At 64.7% G+C, this 14,245-nt stretch carries 13 protein-coding genes; 6 read left to right on the top strand and 7 right to left on the bottom strand.

The window, feature by feature from the left end:
• Positions 1-123: 123 nt before the first annotated feature.
• On the bottom strand, positions 124-1,299 hold the full coding sequence (gene rnd / locus D4Q52_RS18970) for a ribonuclease D (RefSeq protein ID WP_119858137.1): 1,176 nt from the start codon (positions 1,297-1,299) through the stop codon (positions 124-126).
• A 104-nt stretch (positions 1,300-1,403) separates the two neighbouring features.
• On the bottom strand, positions 1,404-2,882 hold the full coding sequence (locus D4Q52_RS18965; protein WP_119858136.1) for a protein adenylyltransferase SelO: 1,479 nt from the start codon (positions 2,880-2,882) through the stop codon (positions 1,404-1,406).
• Positions 2,883-3,107: 225 nt separating this feature from the next.
• On the opposite strand from D4Q52_RS18965, the gene aspS reads away from it, so the two are divergent.
• The 3 genes from aspS (at position 3,108) to D4Q52_RS18950 (ending at position 8,168) form a co-directional block, all read left to right on the top strand.
• The gene (gene aspS / locus D4Q52_RS18960; protein ID WP_119858135.1) at positions 3,108-4,880 is read left to right on the top strand and encodes an aspartate--tRNA ligase; all 1,773 of its coding nucleotides are present in this window, start codon (positions 3,108-3,110) and stop codon (positions 4,878-4,880) included.
• 208 nt (positions 4,881-5,088) lie between these two features.
• Entirely contained in the window at positions 5,089-7,395 is a 2,307-nt protein-coding gene (locus D4Q52_RS18955; protein WP_119858134.1) for an NADP-dependent malic enzyme, read from the top strand.
• A 326-nt stretch (positions 7,396-7,721) separates the two neighbouring features.
• Positions 7,722-8,168: a DoxX family protein gene (locus D4Q52_RS18950; RefSeq protein WP_119858133.1), complete on the top strand. Its 447-nt coding sequence runs from the start codon at positions 7,722-7,724 to the stop codon at positions 8,166-8,168.
• A gap of 103 nt (positions 8,169-8,271) precedes the next feature.
• Here the strand turns inward: D4Q52_RS18950 and D4Q52_RS18945 are convergent, their stop codons facing one another.
• The 3 genes from D4Q52_RS18945 to D4Q52_RS18935 all read right to left on the bottom strand — a co-directional run bounded on the left by D4Q52_RS18945 (position 8,272) and on the right by D4Q52_RS18935 (position 11,680).
• The gene (locus tag D4Q52_RS18945; protein WP_119858132.1) at positions 8,272-8,841 is read right to left on the bottom strand and encodes a dihydrofolate reductase; all 570 of its coding nucleotides are present in this window, start codon (positions 8,839-8,841) and stop codon (positions 8,272-8,274) included.
• A 38-nt stretch (positions 8,842-8,879) separates the two neighbouring features.
• Positions 8,880-9,827, bottom strand: a complete 948-nt coding sequence (locus D4Q52_RS18940) for a polysaccharide deacetylase family protein (protein WP_119858145.1) — start codon at positions 9,825-9,827, stop codon at positions 8,880-8,882.
• A 212-nt stretch (positions 9,828-10,039) separates the two neighbouring features.
• A complete protein-coding gene (locus D4Q52_RS18935; protein ID WP_349627416.1) occupies positions 10,040-11,680 on the bottom strand; it encodes a L,D-transpeptidase in 1,641 nt (546 codons plus the stop codon).
• 208 nt (positions 11,681-11,888) lie between these two features.
• Between D4Q52_RS18935 and D4Q52_RS18930 the strand changes: the two genes are divergently transcribed.
• Complete coding sequence (locus D4Q52_RS18930) at positions 11,889-12,437, top strand: CreA family protein (protein ID WP_182915356.1); 549 nt, start codon at positions 11,889-11,891, stop codon at positions 12,435-12,437.
• A 69-nt stretch (positions 12,438-12,506) separates the two neighbouring features.
• Here D4Q52_RS18930 and D4Q52_RS18925 read toward each other — a convergent pair whose 3' ends face one another.
• Positions 12,507-12,728 carry a hypothetical protein gene (locus D4Q52_RS18925; RefSeq protein WP_119858129.1) on the bottom strand — a complete coding sequence of 74 codons (222 nt, stop codon included), beginning with the start codon at positions 12,726-12,728 and terminating at the stop codon, positions 12,507-12,509.
• 547 nt (positions 12,729-13,275) lie between these two features.
• Here D4Q52_RS18925 and D4Q52_RS26545 point away from each other — a divergent pair.
• A complete protein-coding gene (locus D4Q52_RS26545; protein ID WP_182915357.1) occupies positions 13,276-13,449 on the top strand; it encodes a hypothetical protein in 174 nt (57 codons plus the stop codon).
• Positions 13,450-13,504: 55 nt separating this feature from the next.
• Positions 13,505-13,888, top strand: coding sequence for a hypothetical protein (locus D4Q52_RS18915; RefSeq protein WP_425328499.1), 384 nt, complete (start codon positions 13,505-13,507; stop codon positions 13,886-13,888).
• 34 nt (positions 13,889-13,922) lie between these two features.
• Here D4Q52_RS18915 and D4Q52_RS18910 read toward each other — a convergent pair whose 3' ends face one another.
• On the bottom strand, positions 13,923-14,174 hold the full coding sequence (locus D4Q52_RS18910; protein WP_119858126.1) for a DUF6719 family protein: 252 nt from the start codon (positions 14,172-14,174) through the stop codon (positions 13,923-13,925).
• Between the last annotated feature and the right edge of the window lie 71 nt (positions 14,175-14,245).

Below are 14,245 nucleotides of genomic sequence, written 5' to 3'. Positions count from 1 at the left end.
GGTATGTTTGGGGCGCCGCTTACGTTACCCCCCCCCGCCTACTTGGCGCGCCCTCCTAAGCAATCCAGCGCCGTGCGCGGGGCTTCTGGATTGCTTCGCTGCGCTCGCAATGACGGGGTTAGTTCAGGGCGCCTTGGTCGCGGGCGCGTCCTTATCTCGTTCCACCTGAGTAACGCGGCCTTTTTCGATCCCCAATGCCAGCCGGCCGTGCTTCAGCGCCAGCGCGGCTTCGCCGAACAGTTCGCGTCGCCAGCCGCGCAGGGCGCCGACATTGGCCTTGTCGTCGGCGGCGATCTGTTCGAGGTCGTCGACGGTGGCGATGACCTTGGCGGCGACGGCGTGGCGCTCCGAGGTCATGCGCAGTAACACCTTGAGCAATTCGACCGTCGCGGCGCCGTTGGAGTTGTTGCGTGGCTTGTCGATCTTCGGCAGGCTCGCCGGATCGCGGGCGAGGCCGCGCTGCACGGCGGCGACGATGTCCGAGCCCCATTTCGAGCGGTCGAAGCCTTTGGGCAGCGAGCGCAGCGTGGCGAGGCGCTCCAGCGAGGTCGGCGCGTGGGTGGCGATGTCGCCGAGCGCGTCGTCCTTGAGCACGCGCGAGCGCGGAACGTCGCGGGTTTGCGCTTCCTGTTCGCGCCAGGCGGCGACTTCCATCAGCACTGCGAGTTCTTTCGGCTTGCGCACGCGTGTCTTCAACCGCTCCCAGGCACTGCCCGGATCGAAGTCGTAGGTCTTCGGCGAGGTCAGGACTTCCATTTCCTCGCTGACCCAGTCGCTGCGGCCGCGCTTCTTGAGATCGGCGTCGAGCGCGGCGAACACGTCGCGCAGATGGGTGACGTCAGAGACTGCGTAGTGCAGCTGCTCGTCGGTCAGCGGGCGGCGCGACCAGTCGGTGAAACGGTGGGTCTTGTCGGGGCGATGGCCGGTGATGCGCTCGACCAGCTGGTCGTAGGCGATGCTGTCGCCATAGCCCAGCACCATGGCGGCGACCTGGGTGTCGAAGATCGGATGCGGCACGATGCCGGCGCGGTGCCAGACGATCTCGATGTCCTGCCGCGCGGCGTGGAAAACCTTCAGCACGTTCTCGTTCGACATCAGATCGAAGAACGGCGTCAGGTCGATGCCGGGGGCAAGCGTATCGACCACCACAGCTTCGTCGGCGCTGGCCATCTGCACCACGCAAAGCAACGGGTAGTAGGTCGTCTCGCGCAAGAACTCGGTGTCGACGGTGATGACCGGGAAGGTGGCGAGGCGGGCGCAGGCGCTGGCGAGCTGCTCGGTGCTGGAAATCAGGTCCATCAAACTCTATCGCGTTTCGGAAAACCGGCCAGGGGCACGGTCAGGCGACCGTTGCCTAAAAAGCCATCGAATCCGAAGCACTAGACACGCTTGGCGTGCGCTGATCAAGTTCCGCAGAAGGTTTGCAGCACCTCCTCATGGGGCTGCGGCGGCTGCGCATAGCGTTCGAATTCCGGCAGTTCCCGGAAGGGGTTGGCAGTCACGGCCAGCAGCTCGTCGAACGGCGCGAAGTCGTCCCGGTCGACCGCCGCCCGGATCACCGCTTCGACCAGATGGTTGCGCGGGATGTAAACCGGATTGACCGCCCGCATTGCCGCTTGCCGGTCGACAGACTTTAGTGGCTCCGCGGCGATACGCTGCTGCCAGCGCACGGCCCATTCGTCGAACCCGGCCGGATCAGCAAACAGCGCCTGGACCGCACAGAGATCCGACGGATCGGCCGCGGCGTCGCTGAGCCTCCGGAAGGCGAGGGTAAAATCGGCACGCCCGCGGGCCATCGCCGCCATGAAGTCCTGGCACAGCTGCGGGTCGTCAGCCTGCACGGTCGACAGGCCGAGCTTGGCGGCCAGCCGGGCCAGATAGGCGGAGTTGAAGTGCTCGGCGAAGCCGCCCAGCGCCGTCTGGGCGATCTCGACACCCTTGTCGTCGTCGGCGGCCAGCAGCGGCACCAGACATTCGGCCAGCCGGGTCAGGTTCCACAGCGCGATCGGCGGCTGGTTGCCATAGGCGTAGCGACCCATCTGGTCGATCGACGAATACACCGTCTTCGGATCGAACCTGTCCATGAACGCGCAGGGGCCGTAATCGATGGTCTCGCCGGCGATCGAGCAATTGTCGGTGTTCATGACGCCATGGATGAAGCCGAGCATCATCCAGCGCGCGATCAGCTCGGCCTGCCGGGCGATCACGCCCTCGAGCAGCGCCAGATACGGCGCCTCGGCCTGCGCAGCCTCGGGATAGTGACGCGCGATGACGTGGTCGGCCAGCGCCTGCACCGCATCGCGGTCGCCGCGGGCGGCGAAGAACTGGAAGGTGCCGACGCGAATGTGACTGGAAGCGACGCGGGTCAGCACCGCGCCGGGCTGGATCGGGTCGCGGATCACCTGTTCGCCGGTGAGCACTGCGGCGAGCGAGCGGGTGGTCGGGACGCCGAGCGCCGCCATCGCCTCGCTGACAATGTATTCGCGCAACACCGGGCCGAGCCCGGCGCGGCCGTCGCCCATCCGCGAGAACGGCGTCCGGCCAGAGCCCTTGAGCTGGATGTCGCGGCGAACGCCGTCTTTGTCGATCACCTCGCCGAGCAGGATCGCCCGGCCGTCGCCGAGCTGCGGCACGAACTGGCCGAACTGGTGCCCGGCATAAGCCATGGCGATCGACGCCGCGCCGTCCGGCAGCTGGGCGCCGGCGAGAACGGCCGCACCCTCGGGACTGGCAAGCCAATCGGCGTCAAGCCCGAGCTGAGCCGCCAACGGGCGGTTCAGCTTGATCAGTCGGGGCGCCGGCACCGGGGTCGGGGCCACACGGGCGAAGAAGGTCTCGGGCAGCGCGGCGTAGCTGTTGTCGAACGGGAAATGAAAGGTCATCGGTCACCAGATAGGAATGGTTCGCTCTGGGACAATCTGCTCGCAGCGGCCGGGTTGCAAGGCGGAGCTGGCGAGGAGGGCATGCCGAGACACCGCGGCGGCCCAATGGCCGCAAAAGCGGGTTGCATTTGGTTGCCGCGCTGGGTCCGCTCGGGTAAACCCTGACGCTCTCCGCAAGCCTGCGGACACACGATTCTGCCCAAAGACGGCCTTTCCGGGATTTCCATGCACCGTTACCGAACCCATACTTGCGGCGCGCTCCGCGACAGCGATATCGACCAGACCGTCCGCCTGTCCGGCTGGTGCCATCGTATCCGCGACCATGGCGGCGTGCTGTTCATCGATCTGCGCGACCATTACGGCCTCACCCAGTGCGTGGCGGACCCGGATTCGCCGGCCTTCACGGATGCCGAAAAGCTGCGCTCCGAGTGGGTGGTGCGGATCGACGGCCGGGTGCGCCGCCGTCCTGAGGGCACCGACAATCCGGATCTGCCAACTGGCGCGGTCGAAGTATTCATCACCGAGATCGAGGTTCTAGGCCCGGCCGGCGAACTGCCCCTGCCGGTATTCGGCGAGCAGGACTATCCGGAAGACGTCCGGCTGCGCTATCGCTTCCTCGATCTGCGCCGCGAGAAGCTGCACCAGAACATCATGACCCGCGGTGCCATCGTCGACTCGATGCGGCGGCGGATGAAGGAGCAGGGTTTCTTCGAATTCCAGACGCCGATCCTGACGGCGTCGTCGCCGGAAGGCGCGCGCGACTTCCTGGTGCCGAGCCGCATCCATCCCGGCAAGTTCTACGCGCTGCCGCAGGCGCCGCAGCAGTACAAGCAACTGCTGATGATGTCGGGCTTCGATCGCTATTTCCAGATCGCGCCGTGTTTTCGCGACGAGGATCCGCGCGCCGACCGGTTGCCGGGCGAGTTCTATCAGCTCGACGTCGAGATGAGCTTCATCACGCAGGAGGACGTGTTCGCCGCGATGGAGCCGGTGATCACCGGCGTGTTCGAGGAATTCGCCAAGGGCAAGCGCGTCACCAAGGGCTGGCCGCGCATCGCCTTCGCGGACTCGATGCGGAAGTACGGCACCGACAAGCCGGACCTGCGCAATCCGATCGAGATGCAGGACGTCTCCGAGCACTTCCGCGGTTCGGGCTTCAAGGTGTTCGCGCGGATGCTCGAGGAAGAGCGCAACCAGGTCTGGGCGATCCCCGGTCCGGGCGGCGGCAGCCGCGCGTTCTGCGACCGCATGAATTCGTGGGCGCAGGGCGAGGGGCAGCCGGGCCTCGGCTACATCATGTGGCGCGAAGGCGGCGAGGGCGCCGGTCCCTTGGCCAACAACATTGGCCCCGAGCGAACCGAAGCGATCCGCGCCGCGCTCGGTCTCAAGGCCGGCGATGCCGCGTTCTTCGTCGCCGGCGATCCGGCGAAGTTCGTCAAGTTCGCGGGCCTCGCGCGCACCCGCGTCGGCGAGGAGCTCAATCTCGTCGACAAGGATCAGTTCGCACTGGCCTGGGTCGTCGATTTCCCGATGTACGAATACAACGAGGACGACAAGAAGGTCGACTTCTCGCACAACCCGTTCTCGATGCCGCAAGGCGGCATGGACGCGCTGACGTCGCAGGATCCGCTGACGATCAAGGCGTTCCAGTACGACATCACCTGCAACGGCTACGAGATTGCATCGGGCGGCATCCGCAACCATCGTCCCGAAGCGATGGTCAAGGCGTTCGAGATCGCCGGCTATGGCGAACAGGAAGTGATCGATCGGTTCGGCGGCATGTATCGCGCCTTCCAATACGGCGCGCCGCCGCATGGCGGCATGGCGGCGGGCGTCGATCGCATCGTGATGCTGCTCTGCGGCACCACCAATCTGCGCGAGATTTCGCTGTTCCCGATGAACCAGCGCGCCGAAGATCTGCTGATGGGCGCGCCGTCGCAGGTGTCGCCCAAGCAGTTGCGCGAGCTGCACATCCGCCTCAATCTGCAACAGGATTGAGGCGGCACACGCTCCGGATTCGGGATGCCCGCGCTTGCCGCGGGCATCGGCTTATCGGGAGGCTGCAACGATCGACGTTGCGTTGGCGTGATAACCGCTATGTCCGGAAGGACCGGACATTCACAAGTCAAATTGGTAACAACGTCCGCTGATAGGAATGAACGACAGGAGCGGCAGGTCTCTGCCGACGAAGTCGCCCGGAGACCGCATGGCGTCCAATTCTGAAGATCTGCAATCCCAGGCGCTCGCTTATCATCGCTCGCCGCGCCCAGGCAAACTCGAGATTCACGCGTCCAAGCCGCTCGCCAACCAGCGCGATCTGGCGCTCGCCTACACGCCGGGCGTCGCCGCCGCGTGCAACGCGATTGCGGCCGATCCGGCGCAGGCCGCCGATCTCACCGTGCGGGGCAATCTGGTGGCGGTCGTCACCAACGGCACCGCCGTGCTCGGCCTCGGCAATATCGGCCCGCTGGCGTCCAAGCCGGTGATGGAAGGCAAGGCGGTTCTGTTCAAGAAGTTCGCCGACATCGACGTGTTCGACATCGAGATCGCAGCCGACACGATCGAGCGTGTGGTCGAGACCGTCGCGGCGCTGGAGCCGACCTTCGGCGGTATTAACCTCGAGGACATCAAGGGCCCGGAGTGCTTCGAGATCGAGGCGCAGCTCAAGGAGCGCATGAAGATCCCGGTGTTCCACGATGATCAGCACGGCACCGCGATCATCGTCGGCGCCGCGGTCAAGAACGCGCTGCTGCTGAAGGGCAAGGATATCGCCGACGTCAAGATCGTCACCGCCGGCGCCGGCGCGGCCGCGCTCGCATGTCTCAACCTCCTGGTGTCGCTCGGCGCCAAGCGCGAGAACATCTGGGTCTGCGATCTCGAAGGCCTCGTTTACGAAGGCCGCAACGTGCTGATGGACCGCTGGAAGGAGGTCTACGCGCAGAAGACCGACAAGCGGACGCTGGCCGAAGTCATCCCCGGCGCCGATGTCTTTCTCGGCTTGTCCGGCCCGAAGGTGCTGACGCCCGAGATGGTGCAGCAGATGGCCGAGAAGCCGCTGGTGATGGCACTCGCCAATCCGACGCCGGAGATCATGCCGGACGAGGTGCGCAAGGCACGCCCCGATGCGCTGATCTGCACCGGCCGCTCCGACTTCCCGAACCAGGTCAACAACGTCCTGTGCTTCCCGTACATCTTTCGCGGCGCGCTCGATGTCGGCGCCACTGCGATCAATGAGGAGATGAAGATCGCGGCGGTCGATGCAATCGCACAGCTCGCGCGCGATCCGCCGGCCGATCCGGTCGCCGGGCTCGACACCGAGGAAGTGCTCGGCTTCGGCGCCGGCTCGCTGATCCCGAGCCCGTTCGATCCGCGCCTGATCCTGCGCATCGCGCCGGCGGTGGCGATGGCCGCGATGGATTCCGGCGTGGCGACGCGGCCGATCACGTCGTTCGATGATTACTACGCGCAGCTCGAGCGCTTCGCTTTCCGCTCCGGCCTCGTCATGAAGCCGGTGTTCGCCAAGGCCAAGGCGCAGCCCGTCCGCGTCATTTACGCCGAGGGCGAGGACGAACGGGTGCTGCACGCGGTGCAGACCATTCTCGAGGAGAAGCTGGCGCGGCCGATCCTGGTCGGTCGTCCGTCGGTAGTCGAAGCACGGATCAAGCGCAGCGGCCTGTCGATCAAGGCCGGCGAGGATTTCGACCTCGTCAACCCGCAGGACGACCCGCGTTATCGCTCCTACGTGCAGTCCTATGTCGACATCGCCGGGCGCTCCGGCGTGACGCCGGCAGCCGCCCGAACCGTGGTGCGCACCAACTCGACCGTGATCGCCGCGCTCGCGGTGGCGCGCGGCGAGGCCGATGCGATGATCTGCGGCCTCGACGGCCGCTACATGAACCATCTGCGACATGTCCGCGACGTCATCGGGCTGTTGCCCGGTGTTTCGGACTATGCAGCGCTGGCGCTGATGATCACTAGTAAGGGCGCGATCTTCCTGGCGGATACTCAAGTGCGGCCGAATCCGACCGCCGAGGAGCTCGCTGAGGTTGCAGCGCTGGCGGCGGTGCACGTGCAACGTTTCAATATCAAGCCGAAGATCGCGTTCCTGTCGCATTCGGATTTCGGCAGCTACCCGACCGACTCCTCGATCAAGGTGCGGCGCGCGACCGCGCTGCTGGCCGAGCGTCATCCGGAGATCGAAGCCGACGGCGAGATGCAGGGCGACAGCGCGCTGGTGCAGAGCGCACGCGAACTGATCCTGCCGCATTCGCGACTGGAGGGCGGCGCCAACGTGCTGATCATGCCCAATCTCGACAGCGCTAATATCGCCTACCAGATGATCAAGGTGCTGGCCGATGCGCTGCCGGTCGGCCCGATCCTGGTCGGCCCGGCGCGGCCGGCCCATATCCTGACCCCATCGGTGACGCCGCGCGGCATCCTGAACATGACCGCGGTCGCCGTGGTCGAAGCGCAGGAACGAGCCGGGCGGCACCAGCGCACGCTGTTCGCCTGATATCGACGCCAGCGCGCAGTGAAGCGAGGCACTGCGCCAACGCCACATTCAGCCGTCACCCTCCGCGACAGCGGAGGGCGCAGTATTCCAGAGCGCTGCTGATCATCACCGCAGCCGCACTGGAATACGGGCGCGCCCGGACGAGCCGGGCGATGACCGGCGTGGAGGTGGCTGAGTCCGCCAGCCAGAGCGAGCGCCAGCGTCGCTCACATCAACTCGCGGTGCGTAAATCTTCGGTACGCGATCTGACCGTTTGAAAAGCGGCCGGCGACTGCTCATACTCGGCAGGCGGTCTGCGCCGCGTTCGCTTGCCAGTGAGGTCGACCATGCCTGCTTTCGTGTCTCTCGGGCGCTTCCTGTTTTCGGTGCTGTTCATTTTCTCTGGGGCCGCCAAGCTGATCGATCTGGCGGCGACCACCGAGAAGACGCAGAAGATCGGCGTTCCGGAGATGCTCACCACCTACACGTCGCAGCTGGAAGGATTTGCCGGCATGCCGTTCGCGCAGATGCTGGCGATCGGGGCAGGGGCGGTCGAACTGATTTGCGGGCTGATGATCGCGCTGAATTTTGGCGCACGATTCTTTTCGCTGGTACTGGCGCTGTTCGTCGCGGCGACGATCTACTACTACCACGATTTCTGGAACCAGAGCGGCATCGAGGCGCAAACCAATCTGATCGCAGCCCTGAAGAACCTGTCGCTGATCGGCGCGCTGTTCATCATTGCCGGCACCGGCCGCGGCACGACTGCCGTCGTCACCACCAACGATGTCTAGACTAGAGCTTTTCCGGTTCTGATAGAATCAGAACCGGAGCTCCAGGTCTTCTTTAGACGCGTTTTCTTCACGCGAACCGGTATCCACTTCGCTCGAAAACGCTCTAGGCAGTCGTGCGCCGCCACGGCGTGACGCCGACATCGTGGGGCGCGTCGAGCACGATCCGCTCGGCGGGCGCGAGGCCGTGGGCGGCGAGGACCTGCTGCGGCGTCTGCGCCGGCACGCCCGGAAAGCACGGCTGGCCGCCGGGCAGGCGAACATGCAGCGCTTCTGACAGCCAGAACGTGTCGTAGCGGTCGAAGAACATCGCGAAGATTTCCGGTCCGCCGATCACCGCGATCATGCCGACCTGGATGCCGGCGCGGGCACGCGCCTCGTCGAACGACGCGCCGGCGGGATTCCACAATACCGCATTCGGATTGGCCAGATCGGGCGCCAGGCTCGGGACTTGTCGTGTCACCACCAGCCGCTTGCGACGGGGTGAATTAGGCTGGTCCTCGAACGAATTGCGGCCGTGGACAATCAGCGCCGCCCGGTCGAGCGCGTTGGCGAAGAAGCGCTGATCCCCCTCGAATTTCAGCACATCGGGCATCACGCCGGCGGCGTCCGCCAGATTGCCCTCTGCGGAAACGATCACAAAGCCTTCGATGCTCAGCGCGGACTTGCCCGTCATCGGGGCTCGAGAAAGCAGATGATCAAGCCGTTACCCGATCACTCGGAGACCGTCTGCACGACGGAGCTGACCGGCCGCGAGCTGACGGTCGGCAGGGCGTTGCTCTTGGCGAACTCCTCGTCATATTTCGCCAGCGTCACGACGGGGGCCTTGGCGCGCATCTGCACGACCTTGTAGCCGCCGGCCTTCAGCCGCCGCAGCAGTTCAGGCAGCGCCTCGGCCGTGCTCTTCTGGAAATCGTGCATCAGGATGATGCCCTTGCCGAGGCGGTCGACCTTCTTCATGACGGTGTCGATCACCTGCTCGGGCTTGCGCGCCTTGAAGTCGAACGAGTCGAGGTCGCAGGAGAACATGGCGATGTTGCGGGTGCCAAGGTAGCTGACCATCTCCGGCGGGTGCTGCAGCGCCGGGAAGCGGAAGAACGGCGACGGCGCCGCGCCCAGCGCCCATTTCACCGCCGCATAGCCTTTCTCGATCTCGTCCTTGCGCTGGTCGTCGGTGAGCTTCTTGTTGCCGAGATTGGTGTGGGCCCAGGTGTGGGCGCCGATGGTATGGCCAGCGGCCGCGACCTGCTTGAGGATCTCGGGGTGATAGGTAGCGTGCTTGCCGATCGGGAAGAAGATCGCCTTGGTACATTGGTCCGCCAGCGCCCTCAACACAGCCGGGGTGTTGACCGGCCAGGGACCGTCGTCGAAGGTCAGGACGACTTCCTTGTCGCGCAGGAAGTCGAGCTGTTTGAAATGCTCAAAGCCGAAGCCGGGGCCGCCGGTGGTGTCGATCTCGACGATGCGGCCGACGCCGAGTGCATCCGGATTAGCGCAGGCCTGCTTGACCGGAGCAGGAGCAGGAGCAGGCGTGGCCGGCGCAGCGGTCTGAGCAGGCTGCGGGGCCGCAGGGGGGACCTTGGGCGCTGCCTGCGACCACGCGATCCCGATCGCGCTCAGGGACACCGCACCTGCAACCAGAACACCTGTGGCGATCCGCATCACCGTCATCCTCTTGCCGCCGTCCGCTGCCGGCCCAATGGGGCGAAGCAGCGGCTTCTTCGTCGTGTGGCTTCAACGTAGAGGCAGCAAAGCGGAACGGGCAATGCTTATTCGCCATCCGCGCCGAGTTGCACGCAGTTTCGCGCAGACCGCGGGCGCGGCGGACACAGCGCCGCCCCGGCGCTGTCGGCATTTGGTACGTTGCTCTGGGATCAGCGCAGGCTGATGATGAAGTCCGTTCCCTGACCGGTCTCACCGCTGGCCTTGATGCCTTGATCCGAGACGATGAGTGACGATCCCGTTGAGATCGCCTCCGCGATGCGGGCCATCGCCTCCGGCGGGATCGTTAGCCGATCGAGAGCGGCGGCAGGGCCATCGACTTCGAGTGTCGCGTTCACAACCGGCGGCAAAGGCTTCTTTGTCCGGCGGGAACTGCTGAGCTCTTCACTCCGGCGCGGCGTCGGCAGCGTCACCACCGTCCACCGCACACTCTCGTCCTTCGTCAACTCAGCGGTAAATACGTGGGTGCCAAGCGGCCGATCGCCGGCGGCGATCGTGACCGGCACATCGAACAGCGGCGTCATGTTCTGCCGAACGTAGAGCTTCTGATCCTTGGCGCTGACGAACACCGCAATCTGGCCGGCGCCACGCTTGGCGGCCGGGAGCTCTGGCGCCGCTGCAGTGGTGGGCTCGGTGGGACGGGATTGATCCTTCGCCGCTGCGTCACCCCCGGCTTGATCCGGGACCTGAGCAGGCGGCGCCTTCTCATTGATCGGCTGTGCGTTTTCGGCCGAAGCGGTTGCTGCATCGGGTCTGGCGACATCGGCCTTGGCCGTGTCGGGCGTGCTGACCGACGCGGTGATCAACGGCTCGGTCTCGTCGAACGCGGCTGCTGCAGCGGTGAGCTTGGCTTCTGTGGACCCATCCGTGGTGGGTGCCACGCGCGCCCCGGTATCCGACACGACGACAGCACCGCCTGAACTGGCACCGCTCGCATCCGCCGTTTTCACCGCGCTCAGTGATTCGTCGTGCAGGATGCTGGCCCGCAGTTCAGCGGAGGTATCGGAGCCCGGCCCGGCGCCGGCTGCCTTGTCGGACTTGGAGCCGGTCGCCGGCTTCTGCGGATCCGATGCCATCGGTGCCGTCTCCGGCAGCGGCACCCGTTTGTTAATCAGCAGCGCATGGCTGAAATTAGTGGGCGTGATGTCGCCGGGCGTGATGATCACGCGGGCACCCATCCGGGTCCACCCCCACATCTTTATCGCGAACGTATTCGGCATCCGGATGCAGCCATGTGACGCCGGGTAACCGGGCACGACGCCGGCATGCAGCGCAATTCCCGACCAGGTGATGCGCTGCATGTAGGGCATCGGCGCGCCGCTATAGATGTTGGAGCGATGCCATTTGTTCTTCTGGATGACGCTGAACACTCCCATCGGAGTGGCGTGACCTTGCATCCCGGTTGAAATCGGCGACTCGGCGAAGAAGCCATTGGCGTCGTAGACCCGCAGCTTCTGCTGATCGATCGACACCGAGATCAGGATCGGCCCGCGCGGCTTGGCGGTCTGCTTCTCGATCAGCTTCTCCTGGCGCGTGTCGAGATGCAACGGCTTGCGCGGTGCGCGACGCGGGGGCGGCGGAGCTGGAGTATCGTACACCGTGGTATCGTTTTCCGGCCACCACCAGGTTGACGCGCTCGCATCGGAGGTGAAGGCCAACACACCCGCGGCTGTCAGCAAACCCGCTCGCATCGCCGTCACGGATGCCGACTTGAGGATCGTCCCGGTCGTGAATTCGTGCGCAGGAAGACGTGAGACCGATGGTGATGAAGGCGATGACTGTTCCAGGCGCACGCGGGGTCCCCAACTCTCGAACGAATTTCAGATTTAGTGTCGCAAGCCTAAGATGCGTTCACCATCGCCGGCGCGGTAGTGCTCGCGCGCTCGCGGAAAGCCTAACAAAAAAGCTTCACGGCGAGTTAAACGAGAGTCGAAGTGCGCTGGCATCTTTCACAACGTTTGTTGATCCCCACATGGCTGGCAGATTCTTACGGAGATTCGGATGACACGTCGTCACACCCCTACGCTTTCCAATCGCCTGAAGTCCGTCGTTCTCGCTGGTCTCGTGCTGACAGGTCTTGCCTGCGCTTCGGCCCAGGCTGCGGAGGACCCGGATCTGGTGTTCCGCCGCTCGACGGTGTTCAAGCTGCTCAGCCCTAACGACAAGCTCGCCACCTACGGCATAGACGACCCCGAAATCGAGGGCGTTGCCTGCCACTTCACGGTGCCGGAAAAGGGCGGCTTCAAGGGATGGCTGGGACTTGCGGAAGAAGTCTCGGACATCTCGCTGGCTTGCCGGCAGATCGGACCGATCCGATTCAAGGAGAAGCTTACGCAAGCCGACGACATGTTCAGCAAGCGACGGTCGATGTTCTTCAAGAAGATGCAGATCGTCCGCGGCTGCGACGCCAAGCGCAACGTGCTGGTCTACATGGTGTACTCGGACCGGCTGATCGAAGGTTCGCCAAAGAACTCGACCTCGTCGGTCCCGATCATGCCGTGGGGCGCCGCCGATCAGGCTGTGCAGAAGTGCGGCGACTTCTTCAAGTAACAGCTCGCGACCGCCGCGGCAAAAAAGGAGCGACCAGCCGGTCGCTCCTTTGGTTTCATCTATTGGAGATCAGGTCGATGCGCGGCCGGGGGTGCCGGGACCTATGGGCGCCCGGTGGCCGACCAGCCGCACCAGCCCCTGCTGGAACGACTGTGTGGCGGGATGACCGAACAGGTTCTGCAGAGCCATTTCGCCGGTCACGCCGGCCTGCCGCACCGGCCTTGAAGCAATAATTGTGGCGACCTTCTGACGATCCGCCGTTGAGGCCGACACGCGTGCCTCGCTGCTCATTCTTTTGTTCCTCCACGATATCAATAAAAACGCACAGCACATGAAATCGTTGCATTAAGCCGATGCTGGGTAGCCAGGACGCCCGGACACTGGGGGCTCGCATCCGCTCGGCAGATGAGCTTCACCCAAGCTGCGCACTCAGCGCTGATGTGCCGTCCGCATCCTGATGCAGCTCTGTAGCGGCCGATGCTTGCTCAGACCAAGCCTTTGATGCCAACAAGTTTAATATAATCTTGCATGTCCGGTCCAAGGTCGACGCGAGGCGGACCTGATAGTGGAAATCCGCTCACCCCGCCTCGATTAGCGCGAGGGAATGACAAATTGATGTCATCGCTCTCGTTCCTTGGACGGCACAGCGCTATCAGTCAGCGAGCCACATTGGCCTCTCGATGTTTCGTCCGTGTTTCGTTGACGAGCGAAGCGACGAAACATTTCGGTTCCAAAGAAACCATTTTCCGCGCGCGTGCAGCGGCAGCGAAACATCGGGCGTCTATCAGTCCAGCAACAGGGCAGCCGAGCTGCCGGGACTGAGTCGGAGACGCACTCCATGCGAGCCAAGAGCCTGATCCTTGCCTGCGCCTTTCTGTTTGCGGGCGCCTCGGTTGCGGGGTCGTCGGAAGGAAGCCTGCCGGGGATTGGAACGTTCACCTATTTGGACACGACGCTTGCCGATGCGCACAGCATGCCGGACGCAATCTCGTTCACTTGCGCGGCGAAGTGAGCGCGTTGAGGTGAGCCACTCTCTGATCGGTCGGTTGCCGACATTGTACCGTCTTTTGCTTATTGCCGTCGGTCTGCTGCTCGCCGCCGAAAGCGGCGCTCAGGCGCAGGCGCGTTCGCTGTGGAATCTTCCGGATGCGCGGATGGACTTCATCCGCCAATGCACTTCGCATATGTCCGGACGTTGGGCGCATCCCGTCGCGGTCTGCGGCTGCCTGCATGATCACGCCGCCGCGGCGGTGCAGGACAGCGATTTGCGCGAAGCCTTGCTGCGCGGAATGCGCGAGCGCGGCGTACCGACTATCGAAGTCGAATGGATCCCGCCGGCCAAGCAGGCGCAGATCAGCGCCACCTTCAGCCAGATCGCCAAGCCGGCGCTGCAATGCATGTTCGACCCGGCCGAGCAACCGGTCGGCGACCGCACCGACTTGCAACGCTAGATCGGCACGGCCTGCTTCCGATCGGCTAGATGGCTCAGCGCCGCCGCGGCACGCATTTGCGGACGCGGGTCACGCCGTTGGCCGTAAGATTGGCGCCGGTCACTTCCAGGACCTGGCCGGTCGGGCAGGACCCGTCATCGACCAGGATCTTCTGACCCAACCGCAACTCGGCGATGTCCTGCTCGCGCGACACCGTCTGCTGCTGCGCAACCGCCGCCGTCGCCAGCGACGTTGCGGCCAATACGCCGACCACCAGCCATGGCCAGCCAGCACGAACGTCGGTCATGTGAGCTCCTTCATACGCCGCGCACAACGTGGCCTGATTCGCGAGGCCGTCAAACTGTCTGGCAATTCTGG

It is taken from the genome of Rhodopseudomonas palustris (assembly GCF_003591005.1).
Taxonomy (GTDB): domain Bacteria; phylum Pseudomonadota; class Alphaproteobacteria; order Rhizobiales; family Xanthobacteraceae; genus Rhodopseudomonas; species Rhodopseudomonas palustris_K.
This window is presented reverse-complemented; position numbering and strand designations above follow the sequence as displayed.

What these genes read in the sequence shown, in the direction of transcription:
- D4Q52_RS18930 (WP_182915356.1), top strand. Translation starts at nt 11,889, where the DNA reads ATGACACGTCGTCACACCCCTACGCTTTCCAATCGCCTGAAGTCCGTC.
- rnd (WP_119858137.1), bottom strand. Translation starts at nt 1,299, where the DNA reads ATGGACCTGATTTCCAGCACCGAGCAGCTCGCCAGCGCCTGCGCCCGC.
- D4Q52_RS18950 (WP_119858133.1), top strand. Translation starts at nt 7,722, where the DNA reads ATGCCTGCTTTCGTGTCTCTCGGGCGCTTCCTGTTTTCGGTGCTGTTC.
- D4Q52_RS18910 (WP_119858126.1), bottom strand. Translation starts at nt 14,174, where the DNA reads ATGACCGACGTTCGTGCTGGCTGGCCATGGCTGGTGGTCGGCGTATTG.
- D4Q52_RS18945 (WP_119858132.1), bottom strand. Translation starts at nt 8,841, where the DNA reads ATGACGGGCAAGTCCGCGCTGAGCATCGAAGGCTTTGTGATCGTTTCC.
- D4Q52_RS26545 (WP_182915357.1), top strand. Translation starts at nt 13,276, where the DNA reads ATGCGAGCCAAGAGCCTGATCCTTGCCTGCGCCTTTCTGTTTGCGGGC.
- D4Q52_RS18940 (WP_119858145.1), bottom strand. Translation starts at nt 9,827, where the DNA reads ATGCGGATCGCCACAGGTGTTCTGGTTGCAGGTGCGGTGTCCCTGAGC.
- D4Q52_RS18925 (WP_119858129.1), bottom strand. Translation starts at nt 12,728, where the DNA reads ATGAGCAGCGAGGCACGCGTGTCGGCCTCAACGGCGGATCGTCAGAAG.
- aspS (WP_119858135.1), top strand. Translation starts at nt 3,108, where the DNA reads ATGCACCGTTACCGAACCCATACTTGCGGCGCGCTCCGCGACAGCGAT.
- D4Q52_RS18965 (WP_119858136.1), bottom strand. Translation starts at nt 2,882, where the DNA reads ATGACCTTTCATTTCCCGTTCGACAACAGCTACGCCGCGCTGCCCGAG.
- D4Q52_RS18955 (WP_119858134.1), top strand. Translation starts at nt 5,089, where the DNA reads ATGGCGTCCAATTCTGAAGATCTGCAATCCCAGGCGCTCGCTTATCAT.